The organism is Ruegeria sp. BC7, assembly GCF_056539165.1.
The window spans coordinates 540478-566769 of sequence record NZ_JBQFUL010000002.1 but is presented as its reverse complement, the minus strand read 5'-3'; the positions used below and the strand labels follow the sequence as shown (position 1 = coordinate 566769).

Annotated in this window: 28 protein-coding genes and 1 tRNA gene; 16 read left to right on the top strand and 13 right to left on the bottom strand. The window is 58.5% G+C overall.

All coding sequences use genetic code 11. The features are described 5' to 3' along the window. Positions 1 to 10 precede the first annotated feature (10 nt). Together ACR0KS_RS07795 and ACR0KS_RS07790 are read left to right on the top strand one after the other, a co-directional pair. A tRNA-Pro gene (locus ACR0KS_RS07795) sits at positions 11 to 87 on the top strand. A 61-nt stretch (positions 88 to 148) separates the two neighbouring features. Next, the gene (locus ACR0KS_RS07790; protein WP_170564844.1) at positions 149 to 1228 is read left to right on the top strand and encodes a 2'-deoxycytidine 5'-triphosphate deaminase; all 1080 of its coding nucleotides are present in this window, start codon (positions 149 to 151) and stop codon (positions 1226 to 1228) included. On the opposite strand, the gene ACR0KS_RS07785 is transcribed toward ACR0KS_RS07790, so the two are convergent. The 6 genes from ACR0KS_RS07785 to argS all read right to left on the bottom strand — a co-directional run bounded on the left by ACR0KS_RS07785 (position 1225) and on the right by argS (position 6867). After that, complete coding sequence (locus ACR0KS_RS07785; RefSeq protein ID WP_170564847.1) at positions 1225 to 1467, bottom strand: hypothetical protein; 243 nt, start codon at positions 1465 to 1467, stop codon at positions 1225 to 1227. The two genes, ACR0KS_RS07790 and ACR0KS_RS07785, sit on opposite strands and share 4 nt — an antisense overlap. A gap of 64 nt (positions 1468 to 1531) precedes the next feature. Then, positions 1532 to 2188, bottom strand: a complete 657-nt coding sequence (gene scpB / locus ACR0KS_RS07780; protein WP_170564850.1) for an SMC-Scp complex subunit ScpB — start codon at positions 2186 to 2188, stop codon at positions 1532 to 1534. Continuing rightward, positions 2181 to 2975, bottom strand: a complete 795-nt coding sequence (locus ACR0KS_RS07775; protein ID WP_170413669.1) for a segregation and condensation protein A — start codon at positions 2973 to 2975, stop codon at positions 2181 to 2183. Before ACR0KS_RS07775 ends, scpB begins: the two co-directional genes overlap by 8 nt. After that, on the bottom strand, positions 2965 to 3972 hold the full coding sequence (gene nagZ, locus ACR0KS_RS07770) for a beta-N-acetylhexosaminidase (RefSeq protein WP_170564853.1): 1008 nt from the start codon (positions 3970 to 3972) through the stop codon (positions 2965 to 2967). Before nagZ ends, ACR0KS_RS07775 begins: the two co-directional genes overlap by 11 nt. After that, positions 3969 to 5033: an SPOR domain-containing protein gene (locus ACR0KS_RS07765; protein WP_170564856.1), complete on the bottom strand. Its 1065-nt coding sequence runs from the start codon at positions 5031 to 5033 to the stop codon at positions 3969 to 3971. Before ACR0KS_RS07765 ends, nagZ begins: the two co-directional genes overlap by 4 nt. Positions 5034 to 5121: 88 nt before the next feature. Then, positions 5122 to 6867 (bottom strand): arginine--tRNA ligase, encoded by a 1746-nt coding sequence (gene argS / locus ACR0KS_RS07760; protein ID WP_170551738.1) that lies wholly within the window; start codon positions 6865 to 6867, stop codon positions 5122 to 5124. Between the two features lie 132 nt (positions 6868 to 6999). Here argS and ACR0KS_RS07755 point away from each other — a divergent pair, with 132 nt between their 5' ends. Beyond that, positions 7000 to 7551, top strand: coding sequence for a molybdopterin-binding protein (locus ACR0KS_RS07755; protein ID WP_170564859.1), 552 nt, complete (start codon positions 7000 to 7002; stop codon positions 7549 to 7551). On the opposite strand, the gene ACR0KS_RS07750 is transcribed toward ACR0KS_RS07755, so the two are convergent. Then, positions 7533 to 8705 carry a deoxyguanosinetriphosphate triphosphohydrolase gene (locus ACR0KS_RS07750; RefSeq protein WP_170564861.1) on the bottom strand — a complete coding sequence of 391 codons (1173 nt, stop codon included), beginning with the start codon at positions 8703 to 8705 and terminating at the stop codon, positions 7533 to 7535. The two genes, ACR0KS_RS07755 and ACR0KS_RS07750, sit on opposite strands and share 19 nt — an antisense overlap. Before the next feature lie 76 nt (positions 8706 to 8781). On the opposite strand from ACR0KS_RS07750, the gene ACR0KS_RS07745 reads away from it, so the two are divergent. Then, positions 8782 to 9105: a HesB/IscA family protein gene (locus ACR0KS_RS07745; RefSeq protein WP_170564864.1), complete on the top strand. Its 324-nt coding sequence runs from the start codon at positions 8782 to 8784 to the stop codon at positions 9103 to 9105. Positions 9106 to 9386: 281 nt separating this feature from the next. Further along, positions 9387 to 10166 (top strand): exodeoxyribonuclease III, encoded by a 780-nt coding sequence (gene xth, locus ACR0KS_RS07740; RefSeq protein WP_170564866.1) that lies wholly within the window; start codon positions 9387 to 9389, stop codon positions 10164 to 10166. 4 nt (positions 10167 to 10170) lie between these two features. On the opposite strand, the gene ACR0KS_RS07735 is transcribed toward xth, so the two are convergent. Next, complete coding sequence (locus ACR0KS_RS07735; protein WP_170564869.1) at positions 10171 to 11322, bottom strand: FAD-dependent monooxygenase; 1152 nt, start codon at positions 11320 to 11322, stop codon at positions 10171 to 10173. A gap of 70 nt (positions 11323 to 11392) precedes the next feature. Next, positions 11393 to 11815 carry an RNA polymerase-binding protein DksA gene (gene dksA / locus ACR0KS_RS07730; protein WP_170382828.1) on the bottom strand — a complete coding sequence of 141 codons (423 nt, stop codon included), beginning with the start codon at positions 11813 to 11815 and terminating at the stop codon, positions 11393 to 11395. Positions 11816 to 12188: 373 nt separating this feature from the next. On the opposite strand from dksA, the gene ACR0KS_RS07725 reads away from it, so the two are divergent. The 7 genes from ACR0KS_RS07725 (at position 12189) to ACR0KS_RS07695 (ending at position 18985) form a co-directional block, all read left to right on the top strand. After that, a complete protein-coding gene (locus ACR0KS_RS07725; RefSeq protein ID WP_170382826.1) occupies positions 12189 to 13034 on the top strand; it encodes an AAA family ATPase in 846 nt (281 codons plus the stop codon). Between the two features lie 117 nt (positions 13035 to 13151). Continuing rightward, complete coding sequence (locus ACR0KS_RS07720; protein ID WP_480693163.1) at positions 13152 to 13601, top strand: N-acetyltransferase family protein; 450 nt, start codon at positions 13152 to 13154, stop codon at positions 13599 to 13601. 11 nt (positions 13602 to 13612) lie between these two features. Next, complete coding sequence (locus ACR0KS_RS07715) at positions 13613 to 14965, top strand: DUF2927 domain-containing protein (RefSeq protein WP_480693162.1); 1353 nt, start codon at positions 13613 to 13615, stop codon at positions 14963 to 14965. Between the two features lie 3 nt (positions 14966 to 14968). After that, positions 14969 to 15139 carry a hypothetical protein gene (locus tag ACR0KS_RS07710; protein WP_170382820.1) on the top strand — a complete coding sequence of 57 codons (171 nt, stop codon included), beginning with the start codon at positions 14969 to 14971 and terminating at the stop codon, positions 15137 to 15139. A gap of 3 nt (positions 15140 to 15142) precedes the next feature. Further along, on the top strand, positions 15143 to 16327 hold the full coding sequence (locus tag ACR0KS_RS07705; protein WP_170803181.1) for a vWA domain-containing protein: 1185 nt from the start codon (positions 15143 to 15145) through the stop codon (positions 16325 to 16327). A gap of 170 nt (positions 16328 to 16497) precedes the next feature. After that, positions 16498 to 18213, top strand: a complete 1716-nt coding sequence (locus tag ACR0KS_RS07700) for a hypothetical protein (protein ID WP_170564875.1) — start codon at positions 16498 to 16500, stop codon at positions 18211 to 18213. An 82-nt stretch (positions 18214 to 18295) separates the two neighbouring features. After that, positions 18296 to 18985: a M48 family metallopeptidase gene (locus tag ACR0KS_RS07695; protein ID WP_170564879.1), complete on the top strand. Its 690-nt coding sequence runs from the start codon at positions 18296 to 18298 to the stop codon at positions 18983 to 18985. 13 nt (positions 18986 to 18998) lie between these two features. Here ACR0KS_RS07695 and ACR0KS_RS07690 read toward each other — a convergent pair whose 3' ends face one another. The 4 genes from ACR0KS_RS07690 to ACR0KS_RS07675 are packed head-to-tail and all read right to left on the bottom strand — an operon-like array spanning position 18999 to position 23827. Then, entirely contained in the window at positions 18999 to 19541 is a 543-nt protein-coding gene (locus tag ACR0KS_RS07690) for an RSP_2648 family PIN domain-containing protein (RefSeq protein WP_170564882.1), read from the bottom strand. Beyond that, positions 19538 to 20740, bottom strand: coding sequence for an RSP_2647 family RNA methyltransferase (locus tag ACR0KS_RS07685; protein ID WP_170564885.1), 1203 nt, complete (start codon positions 20738 to 20740; stop codon positions 19538 to 19540). The genes ACR0KS_RS07690 and ACR0KS_RS07685 overlap by 4 nt, the downstream gene beginning before the upstream one ends. A gap of 38 nt (positions 20741 to 20778) precedes the next feature. Further along, a complete protein-coding gene (locus ACR0KS_RS07680) occupies positions 20779 to 21051 on the bottom strand; it encodes a hypothetical protein (protein ID WP_170564889.1) in 273 nt (90 codons plus the stop codon). Continuing rightward, positions 21038 to 23827, bottom strand: a complete 2790-nt coding sequence (locus ACR0KS_RS07675; RefSeq protein ID WP_170564892.1) for a bifunctional [glutamine synthetase] adenylyltransferase/[glutamine synthetase]-adenylyl-L-tyrosine phosphorylase — start codon at positions 23825 to 23827, stop codon at positions 21038 to 21040. The genes ACR0KS_RS07680 and ACR0KS_RS07675 overlap by 14 nt, the downstream gene beginning before the upstream one ends. Before the next feature lie 220 nt (positions 23828 to 24047). Between ACR0KS_RS07675 and ACR0KS_RS07670 the strand changes: the two genes are divergently transcribed. The 4 genes from ACR0KS_RS07670 (at position 24048) to ACR0KS_RS07655 (ending at position 26268) form a co-directional block, all read left to right on the top strand. Then, a complete protein-coding gene (locus ACR0KS_RS07670) occupies positions 24048 to 24470 on the top strand; it encodes a DUF2852 domain-containing protein (RefSeq protein WP_170382805.1) in 423 nt (140 codons plus the stop codon). 67 nt (positions 24471 to 24537) lie between these two features. Further along, positions 24538 to 24969, top strand: a complete 432-nt coding sequence (locus tag ACR0KS_RS07665) for an RDD family protein (RefSeq protein WP_170382803.1) — start codon at positions 24538 to 24540, stop codon at positions 24967 to 24969. Positions 24970 to 25047: 78 nt separating this feature from the next. Next, a complete protein-coding gene (locus tag ACR0KS_RS07660) occupies positions 25048 to 25872 on the top strand; it encodes an arginyltransferase (protein WP_170564896.1) in 825 nt (274 codons plus the stop codon). 6 nt (positions 25873 to 25878) lie between these two features. Then, positions 25879 to 26268, top strand: coding sequence for a VOC family protein (locus ACR0KS_RS07655; protein ID WP_170564899.1), 390 nt, complete (start codon positions 25879 to 25881; stop codon positions 26266 to 26268). Positions 26269 to 26292 lie beyond the last annotated feature (24 nt).

The following is a 26292-nucleotide window of genomic DNA, read 5'->3' as shown; positions in this document are numbered from 1 at the left end:
ACCCCAACGTCGGGCTATGGCGCAGCCTGGTAGCGCGTCCGTCTGGGGGACGGAAGGTCGCAGGTTCGAGTCCTGCTAGCCCGACCAAATTACACCGACGTTTATGGCAAACAGGCCAGATCCCGCTCTGGCATCAGGGGGGATCGGAATGACAGGCGTATGTCCAAACCAACAGATCGAGGGCATGATAGCGCGCGGTGAGATTACCGCAGAACCAGCGATCATCGACCCGCAAGTGCAGCCAGCCAGTCTGGACCTGCGCTTGGGAACAGTAGCTTACCGCGTGCGCGCATCTTTCCTTGCTGGCGAAGGGCGCTCGGTCGCTGACCGACTGGCCGAGTTCGAGATGCACCGGATAGATATCAGCGATGGGGCGGTTCTGGAAAAGGGCTGCGTTTATCTGGTTCCGCTGATGGAATCGCTTGCCCTGCCCGACAGCATCACCGCAGTCGCCAACGCCAAAAGCTCGACCGGGCGACTGGACCTGCTGACCCGCACCATCACCGATGGCGGGACTGAATTTGACCGGGTGCCCGCCGGGTACAATGGCCCCTTGTATGCCGAAATCTGCCCCCGCTCCTTCTCGGTCCTTGTGCGGCCCGGAATGCGGTTGAACCAGATTCGGTTCCGCGAAGGGCAAGCTGTCCTGAGCGACGCGGAACTGACTGCGCTGCACAACGACTCGCCACTTGTCGATGGCCCTGCTGTCATTCAGGACGGCTTGGGTTTTTCGGTCGATCTGCAACTGCCAGACACCGATCTGGTCGGTTATCGCGCCAAACCGCATACTGGCGTGATCGACCTCGACCGGATTGGCGAATACGACCCTCAGGAATACTGGGAGGAAGTGCGCACCACCGATGGCCGCATCATCCTTGATCCCGGCGCATTCTATATTCTGGTCAGCCGCGAGGCGGTCCATATTCCGCCCATGTATGCGGCAGAAATGGCGCCCTATCTGGCTATGGTTGGCGAATTCCGCGTGCACTACGCGGGTTTCTTCGACCCCGGTTTCGGTCATGCCGCTGCTGGCGGCGCAGGATCGCGCGGTGTTCTGGAAGTGCGCTGCCACGAAGCCCCCTTCGTGCTGGAACACGGACAGGTCGTCGGGCGGCTGGTCTATGAGAAAATGGCCGAAATGCCCACGCAGCTTTATGGCGCGGGTATCGCCTCAAACTATCAAGGGCAAGGCCTGAAACTATCTAAGCATTTCAAAGCAGTAAGCTAGAACTTCATGAACCGGCGCATCTGACGGGTCATGCGCTGCGCCTGTTTCATGTTCTGCTTTTGCCGCTGGGCGTTCTGCTGCATGTGGCGTTCTGCACCGGAGTCGTCTTTGGCACCGGGCGCGTCGGCAGAGTTTCGACCAATCCGGCTTGCCATATCAAAGCCCTTGTCCACGCCCTTGTTCACCAGACGGCGCATGACTTGACGTACGATCATATCGATCATTCGATTGGCATTCATTGCTCAACTCCGTTTTCTTAGCCCCAACATAGACGATCGGCACCGTGGTAAAAGAGGCGAACGATCACTCTTCCTCGAACAGCTCTGTCTGGTCTTCATCTTCTTCGTCGCCCTGCCCCTCGCCCAGCGGCATGGCACCCGGCGGTGGGCGGTTTTCCAGCAAACCAGCAGCGCGCAATTCCTTGAGACCCGGCAGATCACGCGCGTTTTCCAGACCGAAGTGGTCCAGAAACTGCGGCGTCACCACGAAAGTCACCGGTCGCCCGGGTGTCATGCGGCGACGGCCAAGCCTGATCCACTCCATCTCAAGCAGTTGATCAATGGTGCCGCGCGAAACCGAAACACCGCGAATTTCCTCGATCTCGGCCCTCGTGCAAGGTTGGTGATACGCGACAATCGCCAATGTCTCGATCGCTGCACGGCTGAGCTTTCGCGTCTCAACCGTCTCTTTCTGCATTAGAAAGCCCAGATCGGCGGCGGTGCGGATCGCCCAGGCATCCCCTACACGCACAACGCGGACGCCGCGCCCCTCATAGCGTTTCTGAAGCAATTCAACCGCTTGCGCCGCGTCGCTGCCATGGGGCATCCGGGCCTCAAGATCGGCAATCGTCACGGGTTCGGCGCTGGCGAACAGCACGGCCTCGACCATCCGCTCTTGTTCGGCCAGCGGAGGAGCCTCGAACAGGGTGCCGGTGCCTTCGTCTTCGGGGGCGTCAGTCACGTGTTTCCGTCCTCTTACGCAGGTGGATCGGAGCAAAAGTCTCGCTTTGCTTGATCTCCATATGTCCTTCTTTCACCAACTCAAGCGAGGCCGCAAAGGTCGCGGCCGTGGCCGAGCGTCGGCGCACCGGGTCCGCGTCCCATCCGTCAGGCAGGTAGGTCTCCATATCCGTCCATGTTCCGGCAAAGCCGATCAGGGGGCGCATCCGTTCCAGCGCCTGTTCCATCGTAAAGACGGCGTCGCGATCCATGACAAAGGGGCGGAACTCATCCCGGGTGCGGATACGGGCATAGCCCTGCATCAGATCCAACAGCGTGGCAGAGTAAGTCACGGTGCGGATGCGCGTGATATCCTCGCCCTGCCCGCGTTTGAAAAAATCGCGTCCCAGTTGGTCGCGCGCCATCAGACGAGCGGCGGCGTCGCGCATCGCTTGCAGCCGCTCCAGTTGGAAAGCCAGGTGCGCGGCAAGCTCCTCGCCCGACGGTCCTTCGTCATCAGGGTCAGGTGGCAGCAACAGACGGGATTTCAGAAAGGCCAGCCACGCAGCCATAACCAGATAGTCAGCCGCCAACTCGATCCGCAGCGCACGCGCCTTTTCGACAAAAGCCAAATATTGCTGCGCCAGGGCCAGTACCGAGATTTTCCGAAGATCAACCTTTTGCGTCCGCGACAGAGTCAGCAAGACATCCAACGGGCCTTCAAACCCGTCGACATCAACGATCAGGGCTTCGGCCGCGAGGCGATCCGCGACCGACGCCGGGTCTTCGCTGAAAAGGTTATCGTTCATACACCTGCCCGCCCATTAGGGCAGATAGTTCAGCCTCAGCCGCAGGGATGTCAAGTTCCGCTGGCTTCTGCCGCATCGACAGCGCCTTTTCCGCGCGGGATTGTGCCCGGTCGGTCATTTCTCCGGCGGCCTCTAGCACGCGCGCTCGGGCATCGAACGATCCGTTGCAATGCAAGACGACGTCACATCCAGCCTTCAGCGCCTGACGCGCGATGTCTTCTGGCGCGCCGCTCAGAGCCTTCATCGAGATGTCGTCAGTCATGATCAGCCCGTCAAAACCAATTCTGTCGCGGATCAATTGGATCATCACGGAGGAAATCGTCGCAGGCTGGGGATCAATCTGATCATAGACCAAATGAGCGGTCATACCCATCGGCAGGTCATTCAAGGCCCGAAACGGGGCAAAGTCGTCACGATCCAGCGCATCCAGAGGCAAATTCACATGGGGCAGATCATGATGGCTGTCCATGGTTGAAAGACCATGGCCGGGCATATGCTTGATCACGGGAAGCACACCGCCATCAAGATGCCCCTTGGCAACCGCTCGCCCAATTCTGGAAACCTGATCCGGATCAGAGCCATAGCAGCGGTTTTGCAGGAAAGGATGAGTATCCTCGCGCGCCAGATCGACCATAGGGGCACAGTTGCTGTCGATCCCCAGCTCAAACAGTTCCTGCGCGATCAGCCGATACCGCAGATACATCGCACGCTCGGCCTGTTCGCCTGAACGTGTGGTGTGATCCAGTGGTGGCATCCATTCACGCGCGATCGGGGTCCGCAGACGCTGCACGCGGCCACCTTCCTGATCAATGGTAATGGGGCAATTGCGGCCAACCGCCTCGCGAAAGTCATCGCAAAGGGCACGCACCTGGTCTGCCGTGTCGATATTGCGGCCAAACAAAATGAACCCAAACGGGTTCATTTTGCGGAACAGGCTCTTTTCTTCATCCGACAGGCGCAAGCCCTCGGCGTCAGAGATCGCAGCGCCAAACGTCAACGGGCAGCAACCGGGATGCAGTCCGCGCCTTGCGCCTGCAATGCCGCGCAGAATTGGCGCGAGTCACTCAGATCATCAAAGCCCAGCACGCGCAGCCGGTAAAAGGTACGCCCACCGCTTGAGGTTTTCTGGATAACACGCTGTTTTCCATCCATATACTCGCCAAATCGACCATTCAGGCGATCCCATTCGGCCCGAGCCACATCCGAACTTTCATACGCACCAAGCTGGGCAAGGCGTGTGCCCTTTGACAATGCGTCAGGGTCCACATCCAGACCAACGGCCGCTTTGACAGCTGCGTTAATTGCGTTCTCGGTCGAACTGTTCGGCGTAATCCCTGCCGGAGTCGTCCGCGCCGGGCGCGTAATCGGACGGAGGGAACGCCGGACGCCGGGCAAAGCCGCCAGTTCCGGGTCAGGTAGCTGAGCCGCCAGATCCGCTGGATCAATCGCAGGTTCTTCTTCCGGCGCGACAAGTGAGGCCAACTGCACGCCATGCTCTGCCGGTTCAGCGGCGGCGGTATTTCCATCCGCCAGTTCTGCAACCAGCGCATCCACCGCGCTTTGGCGCATTTGGGCGGCTTCCTGGTCGGAAATCTCTTCCTCGACCAGGTGCACAGCCTTTGTGGGCGTCAGCGACACGACCGGCGTATCTTCGTCCGTCAGCGATACCGGGCGAGGCGCAAGGATCAGGCGATCAGCAGGTGGCGCAGCAGAACCAACGGCTGCAACCGCATTGACAGCCAACCCCTGATGATCAGCAGGTGTTCCGCCGGGGTTTTCGGGCTGAATCCGCATCGGACCTTCCAGCGCCCTCACAACGGGCACGCCACTTACGTCCCGCATAATTAACTTGTAGCCCCAAACGCCGATACCAGCGACCAAAGCTAGGGACGCTACCGCCCCAAGCGTGTTGACGATACGCCCTAGACCCAAAGCGCGTGGCGCCGCATCATATCCGTGCATTTCGTCTGAGTACTCAGGCCCATCCTGAGTATGAGGTTGATTCGTATAATGCATCTGCTCGGGGCGCATGTGCCCCGAGTAATCGTAATTCGCCATGTCCGCCTCACTGCCCGTTTCGCGCCAGAAAATAAGGCGCGCGGGTCATTTCTTGCCTACCTCGTACCGGCGGTTCGGGCGATATTTGTTACCGCATCTCCTGCGCCGGAGTGACGCCAAGAATACCCAAGCCCGCTGAAATCACAACAGAAACGGACCGGGCCAGTGCGATTTTTGACTGACTTGTGTCAACATCGCCATCCTGAATGAACCGAAGCTGGGTTTCATCGTTGCCCTTGTTCCACAAAGCGTGAAAATCCCCTGCCAATTCATACAGATAGAAGGCAACGCGGTGCGGTTCATTGGTCCGCGCGGCAATTTCGACCAGACGTGGCCATTCGGCCAGCTTCTTGGCAACAGTCAGTTCCGATGCATGATCAATCTTGCTCAGGTCCGCCCCAACGAGGGTGGCATCGTCGGTTGCAATCCCCGCCTCAGCCGCGCGGCGCAGCACGCTCATGACGCGGGCATGGGCGTATTGCACGTAGAACACGGGGTTCTCGCGGCTCTGCTCTAGCACTTTGTCGAAGTCGAAATCCAAAGGCGCGTCGTTCTTGCGGGTCAGCATCACGAAACGGGTCACATCGGGTCCAACCTGATCGACCACATCACGCAGGGTGACAAAATTCCCCGCCCGTTTCGACATCTTGAAAGGCTCGCCATTCTTCCACAGTTTCACAAGCTGGGTCAGCTTGATATCCAGCGGCACCTTGCCATCGGACAGCGCCGACACCGCCGCCTTCATCCGTTTGACATAACCGCCGTGATCCGCGCCAAACACGTCGATCAGTGCGTCAAAGCCGCGGGTCACCTTGTCATAGTGATAGGCGATATCGGGCGCGAAATAGGTCCACGAGCCATCCGATTTCTTGACCGGGCGGTCGACGTCATCGCCGTGTTCGGTCGATTTGAACAAGGTCTGCTCGCGCGGCTCCCAATCCTCGGGCTTCTTGCCTTTCGGCGGCTCCAGCACGCCTTCATAGATCAAACCCTTGTCAGTCAGCGATTGCAGCGCAGATTCAATCCGGCCCGTGCCATAGAGCGATTTTTCCGAGAAGAACACGTCCATCTCAACGCCCAGCGCCTTAAGGTCGGCACGGATCAGGTCCATCATCGCTTCGGTGGCAAAGTTGCGCAGGTCCTCAAGCCACTCGCTTTCGGGCTTGTCGATCAGGCTATCGCCGTATTTCTCTTTCAGCGCCTCACCGATCGGGATCAGATAATCGCCCGGATACAACCCTTCGGCAATCTCAGGGCTGAGGCCATTGGCTTCGCGATACCGCTCATAAGCGGACCGCGCCAGCACATCCACCTGCGCGCCGCCATCATTGATGTAATACTCGCGCGTCACATCGTGGCCGGAATAGGCCAGCAGGCTAGCCAATGCATCGCCGAACACGGCCCCCCGCGTATGACCCACATGCAACGGACCGGTCGGGTTGGCCGAGACATATTCGACATTCACCTTCTGCCCGTGGCCCATGGTCGAGCGCCCATAGTCCGTACCATTTTCCAGCACAGCCGCCAGAACACCTTGCCACACGGTCGGAGCCAACCGCAGGTTCAGGAACCCCGGCCCGGCAACCTCGGCGCTAGTGATCCGCGTGTCCTCAGCCAGCTTTCCGGCCAACACGTCCGCAATGTCGCGCGGTTTCATCTTGGCAGGCTTTGCCAGCACCATCGCCGCATTCGTCGCCATATCGCCATGCGCCGCATCGCGCGGCGGCTCAACGGCCACGTTGTCAAAGCTCAACCCCTCGGGCAGAGCACCTTCGGACTGCATCTGCGCCAGCGCGTCCAACACAAGGCCGCGGATCTCGGAAAACAGGTTCATTTCGGATGTCCTTTTGCTTGCTCGGCGGTTTAACACGCAAAGCGGCAAGGTCAATGGAGGCAATCGGTTTGCCCTTGGTTTAGCATCAAACCCCGCTAAGGTCTGTCGGAATATTCAACTTGGAGTCCCCGCATGCGCCTTGCCCTTCCAGTTATCCTGCTCTTGACGAGCGCCCTGCCCGCGATTTCCGATCTGCCCGCACCACAAGGCCATGTCCTGATCACGCTTGGCGGCAATGTCAGCGAAACGAACCTACCTGCCCGCGCAGAAGATGACGGCGGGTTGCTGGGGTTTCTTGGGGTTAGCCACGACGGGGCTGTTGGATATGACGCCGCGATGCTGGACAGCCTGCCGCAAATCGAGATTACAATACCCTATGGCACCGAGGACAACCTACGCGACATCACGTTCAGTGGCCCATTGTTGTCTGACATTATGATCATGGTCGGGGCCGAGGGCAAAACTGCCATACCAATGGCGATGGACGGATACCGGGCGGAAATCTCGTGGCAAAACATCTCGGCCTATAGGCCGATCCTTGCCACCCACGCCGATGGTGCCCCTATGGGGATAGGTGGCTACGGTCCCACCATGATCGTATTCCCCCCAACAGAGAACGAAGACATTGCCGACGAACAAGCCGGCCAACAGGTCTGGGCCTTGGCCTACATCAGTGTCGAGTGAACACCGGGCAGCGGCTTGCCCGTCAACCTTGCGTGATCCTGAATCGCGAACCGGTCTGTCATTCCGGCAATATAGTCTGAAACGATCCGGGCCAGAGCGGTCTCGTCAGCCGCAGCCTCGATGTCCGCGTGCCAGCGTGCGGGCATCTGCCGGGGATCGTTGAGGTAGATCGGGAACAACTCCTCGACCACCCTGCTGACCTCTGCCCGAACCTTCATCACCGACGGTGCGCGATACATCCGGGTGAACAGAAACGCTCGGATTTCCTTCAACTGAGCCCAAAGCCCATCCGAGAACTGGACAACCGGGCGGCCCAGATCGCGGATTTCTTCCACCGACTGCGCCCCGGACTCGGCAATCAGCCTTGCAGACGTGTCGATGACATCCGAGACCATGACACCGAAAACACGCCGCAATGCCTCGTGTCTACGGCGATAGTGATCGAGGGCGGGATACTTGATGTCCACGTCTGCGTAGCAATCTCCCAAGATCGGCAGTTGCAGGATTTCTTCATCGGTGAAAAGCCCGGCCCTCAATCCATCGAGCAAGTCGTGGTTATTGTAGGCAATATCATCGGACAGAGCCGCTACTTGAGCCTCAGCGCTGGCATGGGTGCTCAACTCAAGGTCAAACGCGGCGTCACACTCGGCCAGCGCCCACGGCAATGGGCCCACAACAGGGCCATTGTGCTTGGCAATCCCTTCGAGGGCTTCCCAAGTGAGGTTGCAGCCGTCGAACTCCGCGTAGTGACGCTCCAACCTCGTCACAATGCGAATGGCTTGGGCGTTGTGGTCGAACCCCCCATAAGGGCCCATGATCGCGTGCAGAGCATCCTCGCCCGTGTGACCAAACGGCGTGTGCCCCAGGTCATGGGCCAGCGCCACCGCCTCGGTCAGTTCGGGATTTAGCCCCAGAGCGCCCGAAATAGTCCGCGCCACCTGAGCCACCTCGATCGAATGAGTCAAACGGGTACGATAGCTATCCCCTTCATGCTCAACAAAAACCTGCGTCTTGTGCTTTAGCCGCCGAAACGCGCTGGCATGAATGATCCTGTCTCGATCACGCTGAAAGCATGACCGGAAACTGCTCTCGTCCTCTGGCACCAGACGCCCTCTGGTGCGGCCTGGGTCAGATGCAAAACCTGCTCTTTCCAAAGGTCTTGTCCTTGTCGCCTGCCATTGCGTTTTCTATATGGTAGAGTGAGACAGAAATAAACCTTTGGAGTGCGGCATGAATCTGCCCCCAACAGTAACAGAGCGCGCCTTTGAGCGCCTGGCCGAAATCGGCGCCGCCGATCAGGGCCAAGCCCTGCGCGTCGCTGTAGAAGGCGGAGGTTGCTCCGGGTTCCAATACGAAATCGCGCTAGATGAACCGAGGGATGACGACCTGATCCTTGAAGGTAAAGGCCAAAAGGTTATCGTGGATTCTGTGTCACTGCCGTTTCTGGAAAACGCCGTGATCGACTTTACTCAGGAACTGATCGGCGCGCGTTTCGTGATCGAAAACCCCAACGCCACATCTTCGTGCGGATGTGGCACGTCGTTTTCCATGTGAAAACAGGTGGGGGCTTTGCCCCCACACCCCCAGGATATTTTTAGCCAGATGAAGCAGGGATCCGCTCTCCGACCGTTTCGCCGGAGAGCTTCACCTGGCGCGGTCATCGGCGTCCCCGCCTGTACCGCTCTATCCTTGTCACTCGATATGGTTAAGAATCCGTTTCTTCATCTGGCCAAAAATATCCCGGAGCGCGAGGCAGAGCCTCGCAACCCTGCTCACCTCCTTGCCGCTGGGTCTATTCTGCGCGATAGGTTGCCTGAGACTTCGGAGGATCGCGTATGAAAATCGCCACGTTCAACATCAATGGAATAAAAGCTCGCGCCGAAGCTCTTCCATGTTGGCTCGACACTGCACAGCCGGACATTGTGCTGTTGCAGGAGATCAAATCCATCGACGAAAACTTTCCACGCGAACTGTTTGAGGATCGTGGCTACAATGTTGAAACGCACGGACAAAAGAGCTTCAATGGTGTCGCCATTCTATCCAAATATCCACTTGAGGATATTTCTCGCGGATTGCCGGGCGACGACTCGGACGAACAGGCGCGCTGGATAGAAGCCACAGTCGTTGGAAAGAAGGCGTTGCGGATCTGCGGGCTTTACCTGCCGAACGGAAACCCGGCGCCCGGGCCAAAGTACGACTACAAACTGGCTTGGATGGAACGCCTGTACAACCGCGCCCGCGATCTGATGAACAGCGAGGAACCCGCACTGATGGCGGGCGACTACAACATTATTCCTCAGGCAGAGGATGCGGCGAGACCCGATGCATGGCGTGAAGACGCTCTGTTTCGCCCTGAGAGCCGAGAAGCCTTTCGGAAAATCCTGAACCTCGGGTTTACCGAAGCATTCCGGTCAAAAACCCAAGGTCCGGGACATTATTCATTTTGGGACTATCAAGCCGGTGCGTGGAACCGAAACGACGGGATTCGCATTGACCATTTCCTGTTGACGCCGCAAGCCGCTGATCTGATGAGCGACTGCCAGATCGACTCTGACGTTCGCGGCCAAGAGAAGCCTTCGGATCACGTTCCGGTCTGGATCGAGCTTGACCTATGACCGGTTACGCCGTCGCGTCGTAGCTGTATATCCATTCATATTTACGCGCCAACTTCGGGCCGATTATCCGCAGTGCCATTTGCGCTCCGATCCGCATTGGACCCCGCAAATGAAAATTTCGCGCATTGGCCCCCGCTGCTGCTACGACCTGGCGGGTGCGGGGTCGGCGGTTTGTTTCATAGCTAAGCAATGCTTGCGATACACCCGATTGTTCACTGAAGGACCGCGCCAATATCCAAGCATCCTCAAGTGCCAGGCATGCGCCCTGCGCCATGAAAGGTAAGGTTGGGTGGGCCGCATCGCCCAGCAGCGCAAACCGACCATTCTGCCAGTTTTTTGCCACGGGTCGAAGAAACAAGGCCCAAAGGTGAGTCTCGGTCACCTTCGCCAGCGCCTCTTGCACAGCCCCTCCAAAGTCGGAAAAGCGGGCGCGCAGCTCGTCAGGATCCCCCTGCAATCGCCAACCTTCCTGCTGCCAGTCCGACCGTTCTTCGATTGCGACCAAATTCAACAGGGATTGGCCCCGCAACGGGTAGGTCACCACGTGACGCCCCGGCCCCATCGTTAGGGACGCGCGTGGATTTTCCTCGCTGCCAGACCAAGGGATCGTCGCACGCCATGCGATCTGGTGGGTGAACTTTGGCGCTTCGTCCCCGTTAAGAACCTGACGCAGAACGCTTCGCCCGCCGTCCGCAGCAATCGCGCATTCAGAGCGCAGACGTTCACCACTATCCAGAACGACTTCAGCTTCGCCCGGTCGCTTCGTGACCGTTGAAACACGAGCACCCAGCCGGACTTGAACACCGGCTTGAACGGCGGCTTTAAGCAAAAGGTCCAGCAGATCAGCCCGATGATAATAATAGGTCGGGCCAGACGTCGGTCCGGGAAGTTTGCTGATTACGCGCCCCTTACGGTAGTCCCGAAGGGTTGTGCCGTACGAAACCTGTCCAGCTTCGGGGGACTCTCGCACTACATCAAGGGCGCGCAAAACGGCCATTCCGTTGGCACTGATCTGAAGCCCAGCACCAACCTCAATCAAAGCGGGTGCCTGTTCCAGAACAGTGACATGAGCGCCGCGTTGCCGCAGAGCTAAGGCGCTCGCTAACCCGCCGATACCTCCGCCGATTACAACAAAATTCAGGCCATCAATTTTCATGCTTTACGCATAACGTAAAAACGCCGGAGCGACAGGCCCCGGCGTCAGAGATTTCCGCAATCCCAAGCGATCAATCGTCGCGGTGGACTTTCTCGCGGCGCTCATGACGCTCCTGCGCCTCCAGCGTCATTGTTGCGATCGGACGTGCATCCAGACGCTTCAGCGAGATTGGATCGCCGGTCATCTCGCAATAGCCATACTCACCCTCGTCAATCCGGCGCAGGGCCGAGTCGATCTTGGCGACCAGCTTGCGCTGGCGGTCGCGGGTGCGCAGTTCCAGCGCGCGGTCGGTTTCCTCGCTCGCGCGGTCAGCTACGTCCGGGATGTTACGGGTATTGTCTTGCAGCCCTTCGATCGTGTCGCGGCTGCCTGCCAAAAGTTCGTTCTTCCAGTCCAGCAGTTTACGGCGAAAATACTCCAACTGCTTGTCGTTCATAAATGGTTCGTCTTCGGCTGGACGATAATCTTCGGGCAGAAATACTTCCTGCTTCATTTTTGCTCCCTCGGTGTGGCCTTCAACGCCGAGTGCTCTCTCTTCACCAGACATGAGGCATTCCCTTCTGCGGAGCGTTTATCTGACAGCGCGGGGATTGTCACTATGCAAACGTCGCGCCTGTGTCGTGTTATCGCGTGTCGTCTAAATATGAGACATAAAACAACAAAACCTTGTTTTTCTGTGGAATTTGGCAGGCGTTTTCGTGGCATGCCTAAAATAAGCGCAGTATCCAATGCTCTGCGAATCGACACCAAGCATCTAAGTTTCCTGAGAATTTAACGCAAGGCGACGCAGCGGCCTGCCTTGTCAAAATTCTTGTGCCGCGATAACCCCATGTTGCAAATACCGCGCGACACTTGATGAGGGGCCGATGACCGCACGATTCCAAGGAACAGCAGAATATGTTGCCACTGACGACCTGACCATCGCGGTGAACGCCGCCGTGACGTTGGAACGCCCTCTGCTGGTCAAAGGCGAGCCGGGAACTGGCAAGACGGAATTGGCCAAGCAGGTCGCCGGTGCCTTGGGCCTGAAGATGATCGAGTGGAACGTGAAATCCACCACCCGCGCGCAGCAGGGTCTGTACGAATACGATGCGGTAAGCCGTCTGCGCGACAGCCAGTTGGGTGACGAGCGGGTTCACGACGTGTCGAACTATATCCGCAAGGGTAAGCTGTGGCAGGCGTTTGAAGCAGACGAAAAGGTCGTTCTGTTGATTGATGAAATCGACAAGGCCGATATCGAGTTTCCCAACGACCTGCTGCAGGAACTCGATAAGATGGAGTTCCACGTCTACGAGACCGGCGAGACGATCAAGGCCAAGAACCGCCCCATCGTGATCATCACCTCGAACAACGAAAAGGAACTGCCCGATGCGTTCCTGCGCCGCTGTTTCTTCCACTACATCCGGTTCCCCGATGAAACCACGATGCGCCGTATCGTCGAAGTGCACCATCCCGGCATCAAAGACGGTCTGCTGACCACGGCTCTGACCCAGTTCTACGAAATCCGGGATACGCAGGGGCTGAAGAAAAAGCCCTCGACCTCCGAGGTGCTGGACTGGCTCAAGCTGCTGCTGGCCGAGGATCTGACCGCCGAGGACCTTAAACGTGACGGTGCCAACGCTCTGCCCAAGCTGCACGGCGCGCTGCTGAAAAATGAGCAGGACGTGCATTTGTTCGAGCGGCTGGCGTTCATGGCCCGCAGCAAGCGCTAAGAGTTTTGAACTTCGGGTGATCGAAGCTTGCCTTACTCGGAGTCGAATGCAAGCATTGGCTGATAACTGCCCGGTCCTATACGGGCACCCCTCCACCTGATGAATGGGACGCGTTATTTGCCTGAAACTCTTACGATCCGCGCTTTGCGGCCCGAAGATCGCGCCGAATGGGGCGATATGTGGCACGACTATCTGGCGTTTTACGAAACCACTGTCCCTGACGAGACATATGACAGCACCTTTGCGCGTTTGCTGGCAGACGACCCGCATGACTTTTCCTGTTTTGTCGCGGAAAAAGACGGGCATCTGGTCGGCCTGACCCACTACTTGTTTCACCGGCATGCGTGGAAGGTTGAAAGCGTCTGCTACCTGCAAGACCTCTTTGCACGCCCCGCGGCGCGGGGAACCGGTGTCGGGCGGGCGCTGATACAGGCCGTCTATGACGAGGCAGATCGAAAGGGTGCGCCATCGGTCTATTGGTTGACGCAGGAATTCAACCATACGGCGCGAAAACTGTATGACCGCATCGGAAAGCAGACCCCATTTATCCGGTATCAGCGTTCATGAGGCGATGGGCGGTGATCCTTTTGGGACTGGTTTTAACCGGTTGCACGGCGGTCACCGCACCGGAACCACCAACGCGCGTGAAGGCAGTCGAAGACATATTGCCGCCAGCCAAGGCGTTTTCAGCCTCGTTCCCGGCACCGCCGGCCCGGTCGAATTGGAATATCGCGTCCGACTTTGTCTCGCTGCACTTTTCACTTGAAAGCGGGACACCTTTACCGGTGTTCACACGGTTTGAAGAACCTGTGACAGTGCGCCTGACAGGAACACCGACCCCTTCAATGCAGCGCGATTTGTCCCGCCTGCTGGCGCGTCTGCGGCGCGAGGCCCGTATTGATATCCGAGAGATACCAAGCGGACAGGCCAACATCATGATCGAAGCCATCAGTCAGGAGCAAATCCAGAAAATCCTGCCAAATGCGGCCTGCTTCGTGGTTCCCAACTCGTCAAGTTTTGAGGAATACAGCCGAGACCGCCGCAAGAAGAAAAGCAGCTGGACCGCGCTGCGCAGTCGCCAACGGTTGGGTATTTTCATACCCTACGATGTCAGCCCGCAAGAAAAACGCGATTGCCTGCATGAAGAAATTGCGCAGGCGCTTGGGCCGCTGAATGACCTCTACCACCTGCCGGACTCGGTCTTCAACGACGACAATATCCACACTGTTCTGACCGGTTTCGACATGCTGATCCTGCGTGCAACCTACGCACCCGAGATGCGCAGCGGCATGACGCGCGAACAGGTCGAGGCTGTCATTCCGGGCGTTCTGTCCAGACTGAACCCGGGTGGAGCATCGCTTGCCAAGGTGCCCGTCTCAGACACCCCCCGTGAGTGGATTAACGCCATTCAGAAGTCCGTGGGACCGGGGCCAGGAACACGCAAAAGGCTCCGCTCTACGCAAAAGGCGGCCCTGATCGGTCAGGAACTGGGGTGGACGGACCATCGCCGCGCCTTTCCCTATTACCTGATGGGGCGCATGGTGCAGTTCGACAACCCACAAGAAGCGCTGAGATACTACAACACAGCGATGCAATATCTGCGTACAAGCCCCGGCACAGAGGTCCATCGCGCCTATGTGACAACTCAGACCGCATCCTACGCGCTTGCTCAGGGTAAAGGCCCCGAAACGTTGCCCGAACTGGAGAAGGCCATAAACGTGATGACGCGGGCCGAGAATGCATCGCAACTTGCAACATTGCTGTTGCTGAAGTCCGAAGCGCTCAGTCAGGCGGGGCGATCAGATCAGGCACGTTCCGTCAGGCTGGACAGTTTGGGGTGGGCGCGATACGGCTTTGGCTCGGAAACCGTGGTCCGGGCGCTGGCGCAAGACGTTGCCGAAGCGCCCGCAAGTAACAACAAGGGCGGGTAACGCATGGTAGTGGTTCTGGGAATGGCAATACTAGGAGCTATCCTTGGGGCGCTGACAGCGCGCAAACGCAACGGCACCGGCGCGGATATCGCGCAGTATGCGGCCGGTTACGGTATTGCCTTTGCTCTGGTCGGCCTTGTGCTTTCCCTCATTCTTGTGCGTCTGGTGGTCTGAATCATGTTCCTGCCCTTTTTTGAGAACCTCCGCAAAGCCGGCATTCCCGTATCGCTGCGTGAGTATCTGACCTTTCTGGAAGGCATGAAAAAGGGTCTGGCCACCTATGACGTCGAAGCGTTCTACTATCTCGCCCGCGTGTCGATGGTGAAGGACGAGCGCAACATCGACAAATTCGACCAAGCCTTTGCCGCCAGCTTCAAAGGGCTTGAGGAAATCAGCTTCGAGCAGGTATTGGACGCAGTAGACATCCCTGCGGAATGGTTGGCCAAAATGGCCGAAAAGCACCTGTCGGATGAAGAAAAAGCCGAGATTGAAGCCCTTGGTGGTTTCGACAAGCTGATGGAGACCCTGCGCGAGCGTCTCAAGGATCAGGAAGGCCGCCACCAAGGTGGGAACAAGTGGATTGGAACCGCCGGGACATCGCCTTTCGGGGCGTATGGGTACAACCCAGAAGGGGTGCGTATCGGCCAGAAGGAAAGCCGTCACCAGCGCGCGGTCAAGGTCTGGGACAAGCGTGAATTCAAGAACTTGGACGACACAGTTGAACTGGGTACGCGCAACATCAAAGTTGCCTTAAAGCGCCTGCGTCGCTGGGCGCGCGAAGGCGCAGCGGATGAATTGGATCTGGACGGCACCATCCGCGCCACGGCCGAGCATGGCTATCTGGACGTCAAAACCCGGCCCGAGCGTCACAACGCTGTAAAGGTACTGCTGTTTCTGGACGTGGGTGGATCAATGGACCCGCATATCAAGGTGGTCGAAGAACTGTTCTCGGCCGCGCGGACCGAGTTCAAGCATCTGGAATATTACTACTTTCACAATTGCCTGTACGAAGGCGTCTGGCGCGACAACCACCGCCGCTGGGATCAGCAGACCCCTACCCATGAGGTTCTGCGAACCTACGGACCAGACTACAAATGTATTTTCGTTGGGGACGCCTCGATGAACCCCTATGAAATCGCCTATCCCGGTGGGGCCAACGAGCACTGGAACCAGGAGGCCGGTCAGGTTTGGCTTCAACGCGCAAGGGATCAATGGGCCTCGAACCTGTGGATCAATCCGGTTCCTGAAAAATACTGGGAGTACACCCACTCGATCAGCATGATCCGTGAGATATTCGAGGATCGAATGGTGCCAATGACATTGGCTGGGCTGGAACAAGGAATGCGCGAATTGACGCGATAGGTCCAACATGGACAGTCGCCAAAGCTATTTGTTGCCAATTTAGAAACAAAAACAGCCCCGACGACTCATTGCGCACGCACATTAGCGCCGCCCGAAACACCCCCCTTAAAATCCGCCGGGATTCTTGAATCCGTGGTATATTGAGAGGTGGTTTAAGCTGGGGGGCTATAATGACCAAGTTTCGTTTCCGTTCATTTCTTACGACCATTGTCGCTTCTGCTTCGCTCATCCTGACGTCAGGGGCGGCTGCCACATTTGTACTTGCCCCAGACGCAGCATTTGCCAAAGGCGACAAAGGAAAAGGCGAAGGCAGAGGGCGCGGGAAAGGCGGCGGGAACGGGAAGGCCGGAAAAGGCAATAAAAACAGTAAGGCAGGCGAATACGGCAAGGGCGGAAAAAAGGGCAAAAAGAACAACTCAAAGCAGGTTTTGTTCGTAAAGCACGACGGCCCTAGCAAAATCAAAGGTAAAAGTGGCAAGGCCCGCAAGGCTTCTCTCTCCGACTTTGGGCGTGAGTTCAAACGGGACGTTGAGGAGCTGTTCGGAAAGCGTTCGAGTTCAAGATCGAATCGCGGTTCGCCGTCGGTCAAAAAAGCCTATCGGCAAGCCTCGATAGACCCGATTGAACAGTCTCCGCGTCCTGTGGCACGGTCAAACGGCACCTATACCTGGCATCAAGATGATGATGACTGGAAATCTAAGCGTCGGCACAAGCGTGATCCACTTGTCGCGGCAATCACGAACCCTGATGGCTCGGACAAGCTGAGAAACCTCAACGCCTCGAACGCTGCCGCGCCCGCCTTCCAAAACGCTTCGCCAAACAGCAATGTCGGAAAGATCGCGACCTATCAGGCCGAAGCAGCCGAATATTACGATCTGCGCGCCGACCTATACGAAGCGCGACGCGACCTGCGTGACCACAATCAAGGATATGACGGACGTTCAAGCAGCGAGATTGCCGATGACATAGCCGCGCTTGATCCAAATGACTCGGACTATGACAAGAAGCTGGATGAGCTGGAAACCGAACTGCGCGAAGCCGAATTGCACGAGGAGACTCGCGAGGATCTGCAGCAGGATGTCAAAGACCTGTCTTACGAAACCAAGGATGCCTTGGCCGAAGCAGAATCCGCCTTCTTCGAGGCATCAAAAGGGCGCACATTGACCCGCAGCGCGTTGGGCGAGTTTCACGACAATCTTGATCTGCCGCAACCAAAGGATCGCCATCAGGACGACGTGACGATTCAGCCCGTGCCCTATGACCCTGATTATCATCGCTATTCCGACGACCACGAATATTTCGTAAAAGATGCCGCCTACACTTTGCGCTACGACGACATCGAATACCCGAATGGCAAGGGCTGGAACCGTTACAAGCGTGATCCGCTTGTCGCGGCAATCACGGACCCTTACGGCTCGGACAAGTTGCGTAATCTGAACGCCTCGAACGCGGCGGCTCCTGCGTTGCAGAACGCAGCGCCGAACAGCAACGTCGGCAAGATAGCGTCCTACCAGCTTGAGGCGTCCGAGTATTACGAGCTGCGTGCCGAGTTGTACGAGACCCGGCGCAACTTGCGGACTTTGAACGAAAATTACGACGGTCGCACCAGCGACGAGATAGCGGATGACATTGCCGATCTGGACCTCGACGATCCGGAGTATGACGACAAGCTGGACACCCTGGAGCGAGAGTTGCTTGAAGCGGAGGCATATGAGGAAATTCGCGACAATCTGCGTGCAGATGTCAAAGACCTGCGGGTGGATACATTGGTCGCCCAGAAAGAGGCCGAGTACGCGTTTTTCCAAGCGTCCAAAGGCGAGGTACTAACCAAGGACACGCTTTCCGATCTGCATGACAATCTAGAGCTGCCCTCGCCCGTCGAGTGACCGACACACGGCTTTGGTTCCAGACTGGTAAAGCGGAAAGTTATGACTTGTCTAGTCCGCGCGCGCGGCCCATATCTTTGGCATGCTTCGCCTGACTCCAATATTGCTGGCAATCGCCTATGCCGTTGTCATGTATCGAATTTCCGTCTGGCGCACCCATCGGGAACTGGACGCCAAGTCAACCGAACTGGCCGACCCCGCGCTAAAACGCATGACGGATCGGCTTGCGGCTGCGCTCGGGATCGCCCGCGTGCCGGTCTATATCTACGAGATCGACCCGGTGAACGGGCTTGCCGCCCCGGACGGACGGATTTTCATAACGCGCGGGTTCTACCGTAAATTCAGCAATGGTGAGGTTTCGGCCGAAGAAATGGCCAGCGTGATTGCGCATGAACTTGGCCATGTTGCGCTAGGCCATGCCCGGCGGCGCATGATAGATTTCTCGGGGCAGAACGCGCTTCGGGCGGCGCTGATGATGTTGCTGAACCGTTTCATCCCATTCATTGGTGCCTGGATCGCAAACATACTCACCCATCTTCTGGCCTCGCGCTTGTCGCGAGGGGATGAGTATGAAGCCGATGAATATGCCGCTGCACTGTTGACTAAGGCCGGGATCGGGATCGGGCCGCAAAAGTCCCTGTTTCACAAGCTTGAAGACCTGACGCAACAACGCGCAGGTGTGACCCCGGCCTGGCTGATGAGCCATCCCAAGACCGATGAGCGTATTGCGGCGCTGGAGGTGCTTGAACAGCGTTGGGGCGCAGGCGGATAGGCTGAATCCTGACCTAGCTTGCGAGCGCTTTGCCCAGACGCGGTAGCCGGGCTTTTTTCATCAGCGCGCGAAGGTTCCATTGGTCACCCGACAGACGGTCGGCTTCGGCCAACACTCTGTCAGCGAGCTCGGCCATATCGACCGGGTTTTCCAACCAGAACCCGTGAAGTAGCGCGTCGGGATCGCGGCGCTCAAGCCCTTCTTCGAAAAGGATATTCTTTGGGAAGTCCTTGGCGTTCACGGTAACAATGACTTCCGCGGACGAGGAAACAGCCGTTGCCAGAACGTGAATATCTGCCGGGTCGGGCAGCCATAGCCGCTGCGCCAACCCCGGGTTCGCTAAGTGTTCGGCTTTTGGCCAGTTTGCCTGTGTCAAAGCGATTTCAGCGCGGGCTTGCGCCTCACCTTCCGGGCCGAGTTTACGGGCTGCACGCGCCCATTCTTCGAGGATGCGTGCAGACCAAACCGGCGTGAAATAACCAAGTTTGGCCGCACCCAGCAGCATCTCTCGCATCACCGTCGGGTAGATGACGCAGGTATCAAGAACGGCCTTCACAGACGATAGAACACGGCTTTGAGGTATCCGCTTTCGGCCAGTTGCGGCAGTTGCGGGTGATCGGGTCCGGCAAACCCGGTATGGATAAGCTGCGCCTGTCGTCCAGCCCGACCAATCCCGCGAGAGGACGCATCGCGGAACCGGCCAAGATCAGCCGCGTGCGAGCAGGAACAGAGGCCAAGATAGCCGCCCGCCTTCACCAGCGGTGCAGCCAGACGCGCCACACGCTCATACGCGCGCAATCCCGCATCCAGCGCCTGTTTTGACGGGGCAAAGGCCGGTGGATCACAGATGACGACGTCGAATTGGGCACCCTCCTGCCCCAGTTGTGTCAGCACATCAAAGGCGTCGCCTTGCCGGGTCTCGAACTTGTTTTCAAATCCCGACGCCTGAGCACCCTTGGCGGCCAGCTCCAGCGCGGCGGCAGAGCCATCGACGGACAGCGCTCGACCTGCACCCCCGGCCAGCATCGCAAGGCCAAACCCACCAACGTGGCTGAAGACGTCCAATACCTGCGCATCTGGTTGCACCAAACGCGCGGCAAACGCGTGGTTGGGGCGCTGGTCGTAGAAAAGACCGGTCTTCTGCCCGCCGGTCAGGTCGGCCATGTAGGTCGCGCCGTTCATTGGAACCGGCAGCGGAGCATCCGGGGCCACACCGCGCAAGGTGAGGTTGGCGTCATCCAGCCCCTCCAGACCGCGCGTCCGGCCCGAAGCATTTTTCAGAACGACCGAAACCCCCGTCACAGAGACCAGAGCATCGGTCAGAATCTTAAGGTGTTTTTCAGCCCATGCCGCATTTGGCTGAACAACGCAGGCATCGCCGAAACGGTCGATGATCACGCCGGGGAAACCGTCAGCTTCGGCATGGATCAGGCGGTAATACGGCGCGTCGAACAGCCTTTCGCGCATATCAAGCGCGCGGCGCAGACGGGTCTCGAACCAATCAGAGTCCAGCGTGGCCTCCAGATCGCGATCCAGGACGCGGCACATGATCTTGGAGTTCGGGTTCACCGCGACCAGCGCAATGGGCGAACGCTTGTCGTCTTCGAGAACCGCAAGGGCACCGGCCTCGATCTTGCGCGTCCGGCGGTCGGTCACGATGTCATTTGCATAGACCCAAGGAAAACCATGGCGCAGCCCGCGCGCGTTGGCTTTGGGTTTGAGGCGAATTCGGGGACGATCGGCGGATTGGGTCATGGCGCCCTCTTAGTGCCGATTGTTCTCAGGGAAAAGCCCTAGCGCGAGCGCGAGCGCCATCCGCCGCGTCTTTTGGGGGTTTGGGCGGCCTGCAAGCCTTCGGCCAGAACCTGCGTCATCGGATGATCCGCCGCCTGTGCGGAATAGGTGGCATGCAAGTCGGTCAGCGCCTGTGCCTGGTCCCGGTCCGCAGGCAGGCTAAGCGCCCAGTCCAGAAATATGGTGCGGCATTCCTGCAAGGTGATGCCCTCGATGCGATAGGCTTCGCGGATAAGGCCTTTGTGGTCGTTCGGGTCGTCACTGCGCGCCATTGCCATCCTCCTTGACCACGCTGCCGATGATTTCGGCCGCGCTTGAATACCTCTGCTGCAACGCGGCCTGTAGCTGTTCGACCCGATCAAACCCGGTGGCCCGGCACAGGAAATCAGATCCGCCCTGCCCGATTTTGTCCGCGTCGATCACTTTACCAGACAGCAGCCGCGCCGCACATTGTACCGACCAGCATAGATCGTAGCACTCTTTGAGCGTTTGCGCCTGCGCGACGTCCAAGAGCCCAGCAGCGACCGCGCCGTCCAGCCCCGCGTGAACATCGTGTTTGATCTCGCCGGACAACAACGCGCCAGTTTCGGCCATCAGTTCAATGTCCATCATGCGCCCCGCCCCGTTCTTGGCGTCCCAAATACCCACCGGGGATTTCGCAGCGGCCAAGCGGGTGCGCATTTCAGCCACCTCGTTCAAAACCTGCGCATGATCTCGGGGGCGAGACAGGAATTCTGCGCGAAACGCCTCAATATCCTCGGTCAGGCCCGGATCACCGGCCACGACCCCGGCACGGGTCAAGGCAAGATGCTCCCAAACCCAGGCTTCGTTTTGCTGATAATTGGTGAAACTGGCCCAACTTGTCGCCACGGGACCCTGATTACCAGAGGGACGCAGACGCATGTCCACTTCATACAACCTGCCCTGAGACATGGGCGCAGACAGCGCTGTGATCAGGGCCTGCGTGAACCGGGCGTAATATGTCCGGGTCGCCAGAGGTCGCGGGCCGTCAGACATGTCCTGATCCAGCGGGTCGTAGATCAGAATGATATCCAGATCGGATTGCGAGTTGATCCTGCCAGCGCCAAGCGACCCCATGCCCAGCACGGCAGCCCCGCGTCCGGGTGCAGGTCCGTGTTTCCGGGCGAACTGGTCTTCCACGCACGGCAGGATCGCGGCGATCACAGCCCCGGCCAGCTCTGCATATTGGCGTCCGGCCTGTGCCCCGTCGATCAATCCACGCAGGTGATGCACACCAATCCGAAAGTGCCACTCTTTGCACCAGCGCCGCGCAAGGTCCAACTGGCTTTCATAGTCGCTTTCCTGCGCCAGCGCTTGCTCGAGATCGGCCTGCAGAGCGGATCGCCCCGGCCACTCATCAAAGAAGCTGCCCCCAATCACCGCATCAAACACCGAGGAATTGCGCGACAGGTGCGCCGCCAGCGCATGTGAGGTTCCGACAATGTCGATCAGCAGGTCAATCAGGTGAGGATTGGCTTCAAACAAAGAAAAAAGCTGCACACCCGCAGGCAAGCCCGACAGGAACCCATCCAGCGCCAACAGCGCCTCATCCGGTTTCGCGGTTTTCGACAGGCGCGAAAGAAGCTCGGGCTTGAGCCGTTCAAAAATGCGCGCGCCCCGCTGCGATCGCAACGCCGGATAGGTGGGCCAACGGGCCAGAACGCTTTGGTCAAACCCGACCTCTCCGGCAGGTTTCGGCGTTGACGAGCCGGGCGCAAAGAACCCTTCGGTCAGCTCGTGCACTTCGGTCAGACGGCGGGTCAGGTCCGATGTCAGTTCGGCGCTGTCGATCCCCATGAGGCAGGCCACACGTTCGATCCCGTCGGGCGACTGAGGCACCTTGTGGGTCTGGGCGTCGTGGATCATCTGAATCCGGTGCTCGACCTCACGATGCGCGCGATAATGGTCGGTCAGCTTTTCCGCTACATCCTGCGGAACCCAGCCCTTATCGGCCAAAGCTGCCAGCCCGGGCACCGTGCCACGAACCCGCAGGTCGGGGTCGCGCCCTCCGGCGATCAACTGGCGGGTCTGTGTAAAGAACTCGATCTCACGAATCCCACCCTGCCCCAGCTTCATGTCATGGCCGGGTATGGTCAGGGCGCCACCTGTGCCTTTGTTCTCGCGGATACGCAGGCGCATGTCATGGGCGTCCTGAATGGCGGCAAAATCCAGATGCCGCCGCCAGACAAACGGGCGCAGCGTGTCCAGAAAACGCTGCCCAGCCTCAATGTCCCCGGCGCAGGGCCGCGCCTTGATATAGGCTGCGCGTTCCCATGTGCGGCCAAGGCTTTCATAGTACCGTTCAGCCGCCTCAGCCGCCATGCACACTGGGGTCACCCCCGGATCGGGGCGCAGGCGCAGATCGGTGCGAAAGACATAGCCATCAGCCGTCTTATCGCTGAGCGTCGCGCAGAAATTCCGCGTGGCCCGGACCATTCCGTGACGCGCGTCATAGAAATCATCCGGATCGAACCGGGTTTCATCGAACAGCACGATCAGGTCGATATCCGAGCTATAGTTCAGCTCGTGCGCGCCCATCTTCCCCATGGCTAGAATGATCATCCCGGCAGCGGTTTCGACATCATCCTCGGTCATACCCGGTAGCTTGCCTCGCCGGATCAGCGCGGCAATTTCCGCCTTGGCCGCAATATCTGCCGCCAGCGCACCAAAATCCGTCAGGGCCGCCGTAACTTTCTCCAGCGGCCACGCACCGGCCAGATCAGCCAGCGCGGTCAGAAGCGCCATTCGCCGCTTGGCCTGACGCAGCCCGGGCTTCAACTGGTCGGCAGGCAACCCGCGTGCGTCCTGCATCACATCCGCCAAAGCCTGATCGGGCTGGGTCAGAGCCTGCGCAAGCCAAACCTTTTCTTGCTCGATCAGACCTTTCAAATAGGGGCTCGACCCGGCGGCCCCGGCGATGAGTTCACCAGCCTCAGGCGCAACATCGGTAACAAGCGCGCGCGCTTCCGCCCCTAGCGACGGATCGAAAGGCCGCGGCATTCGTTGGATGGCGAGTGGTCCTGACATTACCCCTCCGGCGGAACGACAACACTGGGGGTTCAAGCCCCAATTAAGAGATGGCGTGATTTCAATGTCTTGCGCAAGTGGAAACTGTTCACCGCCTGAACCTTGGTCACGCGGCGACCACTCTAAATGTAAATCTTTTTCACATTCACCCCTTGCAACCCGCTACATCCCCCCCATCTAGATGATGTGAACGCAATTTACATTAACCCGGAGATCCCAAATGACCGCACTGTCCGACCACGCCGTCCCTGAAAATCCGGGATGGCTCTACCGCGCCGAAGCCTGGCTTGATGACAAGGGAAAAGGGGCTTGGATCGCTGCAATTGTCCTTGGATTCATCTTCTTCTGGCCCGTGGGCCTGGCACTTCTGGCCTATATGATCTGGAGCAAACGCATGTTCAGCAAATCCTGCAGCCGCCGCAAAACCTGGCACAGCCACATGAGCGCCATGAAACCCTCGGGCAACAGCGCCTTTGACGCGTACAAGGCCGACACCCTGGCCCGTCTGGAACGCGAACAACAGGATTTTGAAGCGTTCCTGCGCCGCCTGCGCGAAGCCAAGGACAAGGCCGAATTCGATCAGTTCATGGACGAACGCGCCCGCGAAAACAGCGATCAGACCGAAAACGGCGAAAACGCCTGAACCGGACTTGCCCTGCCCCGCCTGATCGGGACAGGGTAAACCCACGCAACAACTTGGAATTCCCTACATGACCCACCTGCCTGACCCTGACCGCCAACCGGAGTTTTATCAGTCCGTGGCGATCAAACGCTTTGTCGCGTGGCTGTTTGACATCGCCTTTGTCTCGCTGCTCTGCACGGTTGCGATCTTTCTGACCCTGGGCATGGGCCTGTTTATTCTTGCCCTGATCTACGCGGTCGTCAGCTTTGTCTATCGCGTAGTGACCATCGCAAATGGCTCGGCCACATTGGGCATGCGTTTCATGGGCATAGAACTGCGCGATTCCTTCGGTGCCCGCATGGACACCGGCAAAGCCGTGGCCCACACTGCGGGCTATTTCGTCAGCATGGCCTTTCCCGTCCTACAGATCATCTCGGTCATCATGATGCTGACCAGCGCACGATGCCAGGGACTGACGGACGCGTTCCTTGGAACGGTCATGATCAACCAGCGCGCGTAATAATTATCCAACCGCTTGAATCACTTGGCGGTACCGGGATCGGTTGTTATCATCCGTTTCAGGAAACCTGGAACATTCATGCGACACACGCTGCCGATAGCGCCACAATTCTATGTGACGGCCCCACAACCCTGCCCTTATCTTGAGGGCAGGATGGAGCGTAAGTTGTTCACCGCCCTGCAAGGCGAAGGCGCAGATCAGCTCAACAATTCGTTGTCGCTGCAAGGGTTCCGTCGATCCCAGAACGTACTCTACCGCCCATCCTGTGCCGATTGCGCGGCCTGCCTGTCCGCCCGGATAAACGTGTCCGAGTTTCGCATCAGCAAAAGCCAGAAACGCGCCATCAAGCGTAACGCCTACCTGCAGCGCAAGGCGAACTCGCCTTGGGCAACAGATGAACAATACGAGCTGTTCCGCCGGTATCTCGACACACGCCACGCGGATGGCGGCATGGCCGATATGGACGTTTTTGAATTTGCCGCGATGATCGAGGAAACTCCGATCCGCAGCCGGGTCGTGGAATACGCAGACCCGGCCACCGGTGACCTGATCGCTGTAAGCTTGACGGACGTCTTGGATGACGGGCTCAGTATGGTCTATTCCTTTTATGACCCGTACCAGCCGCAAAGCTCGTTGGGGACCTACATGATCCTCGATCACATCGACATCGCACGCGAAGCTGGCCTGCCTTATGTCTACCTTGGGTACTGGGTGCCAGGCAGCCCCAAAATGGGATACAAGGCCCGCTTCTCAGGGCTCGAAGCCTACGTTCAAGGCGAATGGGTCGGTGTGAGCAATCCGTCCGAATTGACGGACTCCAGTCATCACCCCCTATCCACTGCCCCCATTGCCGAGCAAGTGGCCAATATCCAACTGCCAGACCGCCACCCGACCAAGGGCTGAGGCAACATGCGCCAAAGCCTTCACGCGGTGACACTGGTGGTCCCGGACTATGACACAGCCATCGCATTCTACTCGGAAACACTGAAGTTCGCTGTATTACAGGACGTTGATCTGGGCGCTGGAAAACGGTGGGTGCTCATCGCGCCGCCAGGGTCAAAACAAGGATCACTTCTACTTGCTCGCGCAGACGGCCCTGACCAGTCCGCAGCGATCGGCAACCAGACCGGCGGGCGCGTAGGCTTCTTCCTGGAAACCGATGACTTTCATCGCGACCACGCCGAAATGACGGCCGCAGGTATTCACTTCGAGGAAGCCCCCCGACACGAGCCCTACGGAACAGTCGCAGTCTGGCGCGACCCGTTCGGAAACCGCTGGGACCTGATCCAGTTCGCCTGATCTGTCCCTTCATCTGGCTAAAAA

What these genes read in the sequence shown, in the direction of transcription:
- ACR0KS_RS07675 (WP_170564892.1), bottom strand. Translation starts at nt 23,827, where the DNA reads ATGTCAGGACCACTCGCCATCCAACGAATGCCGCGGCCTTTCGATCCG.
- ACR0KS_RS07765 (WP_170564856.1), bottom strand. Translation starts at nt 5,033, where the DNA reads ATGGCGAATTACGATTACTCGGGGCACATGCGCCCCGAGCAGATGCAT.
- ACR0KS_RS07775 (WP_170413669.1), bottom strand. Translation starts at nt 2,975, where the DNA reads ATGAACGATAACCTTTTCAGCGAAGACCCGGCGTCGGTCGCGGATCGC.
- ACR0KS_RS07695 (WP_170564879.1), top strand. Translation starts at nt 18,296, where the DNA reads ATGCTTCGCCTGACTCCAATATTGCTGGCAATCGCCTATGCCGTTGTC.
- xth (WP_170564866.1), top strand. Translation starts at nt 9,387, where the DNA reads ATGAAAATCGCCACGTTCAACATCAATGGAATAAAAGCTCGCGCCGAA.
- ACR0KS_RS07700 (WP_170564875.1), top strand. Translation starts at nt 16,498, where the DNA reads ATGACCAAGTTTCGTTTCCGTTCATTTCTTACGACCATTGTCGCTTCT.
- ACR0KS_RS07790 (WP_170564844.1), top strand. Translation starts at nt 149, where the DNA reads ATGACAGGCGTATGTCCAAACCAACAGATCGAGGGCATGATAGCGCGC.
- ACR0KS_RS07670 (WP_170382805.1), top strand. Translation starts at nt 24,048, where the DNA reads ATGACCGCACTGTCCGACCACGCCGTCCCTGAAAATCCGGGATGGCTC.
- ACR0KS_RS07735 (WP_170564869.1), bottom strand. Translation starts at nt 11,322, where the DNA reads ATGAAAATTGATGGCCTGAATTTTGTTGTAATCGGCGGAGGTATCGGC.
- ACR0KS_RS07655 (WP_170564899.1), top strand. Translation starts at nt 25,879, where the DNA reads ATGCGCCAAAGCCTTCACGCGGTGACACTGGTGGTCCCGGACTATGAC.
- ACR0KS_RS07680 (WP_170564889.1), bottom strand. Translation starts at nt 21,051, where the DNA reads ATGGCGCGCAGTGACGACCCGAACGACCACAAAGGCCTTATCCGCGAA.
- ACR0KS_RS07745 (WP_170564864.1), top strand. Translation starts at nt 8,782, where the DNA reads ATGAATCTGCCCCCAACAGTAACAGAGCGCGCCTTTGAGCGCCTGGCC.
- ACR0KS_RS07685 (WP_170564885.1), bottom strand. Translation starts at nt 20,740, where the DNA reads ATGACCCAATCCGCCGATCGTCCCCGAATTCGCCTCAAACCCAAAGCC.
- dksA (WP_170382828.1), bottom strand. Translation starts at nt 11,815, where the DNA reads ATGAAGCAGGAAGTATTTCTGCCCGAAGATTATCGTCCAGCCGAAGAC.
- ACR0KS_RS07705 (WP_170803181.1), top strand. Translation starts at nt 15,143, where the DNA reads ATGTTCCTGCCCTTTTTTGAGAACCTCCGCAAAGCCGGCATTCCCGTA.
- ACR0KS_RS07665 (WP_170382803.1), top strand. Translation starts at nt 24,538, where the DNA reads ATGACCCACCTGCCTGACCCTGACCGCCAACCGGAGTTTTATCAGTCC.
- argS (WP_170551738.1), bottom strand. Translation starts at nt 6,867, where the DNA reads ATGAACCTGTTTTCCGAGATCCGCGGCCTTGTGTTGGACGCGCTGGCG.
- ACR0KS_RS07660 (WP_170564896.1), top strand. Translation starts at nt 25,048, where the DNA reads ATGCGACACACGCTGCCGATAGCGCCACAATTCTATGTGACGGCCCCA.
- ACR0KS_RS07710 (WP_170382820.1), top strand. Translation starts at nt 14,969, where the DNA reads ATGGTAGTGGTTCTGGGAATGGCAATACTAGGAGCTATCCTTGGGGCG.
- ACR0KS_RS07755 (WP_170564859.1), top strand. Translation starts at nt 7,000, where the DNA reads ATGCGCCTTGCCCTTCCAGTTATCCTGCTCTTGACGAGCGCCCTGCCC.
- ACR0KS_RS07785 (WP_170564847.1), bottom strand. Translation starts at nt 1,467, where the DNA reads ATGAATGCCAATCGAATGATCGATATGATCGTACGTCAAGTCATGCGC.
- ACR0KS_RS07725 (WP_170382826.1), top strand. Translation starts at nt 12,189, where the DNA reads ATGACCGCACGATTCCAAGGAACAGCAGAATATGTTGCCACTGACGAC.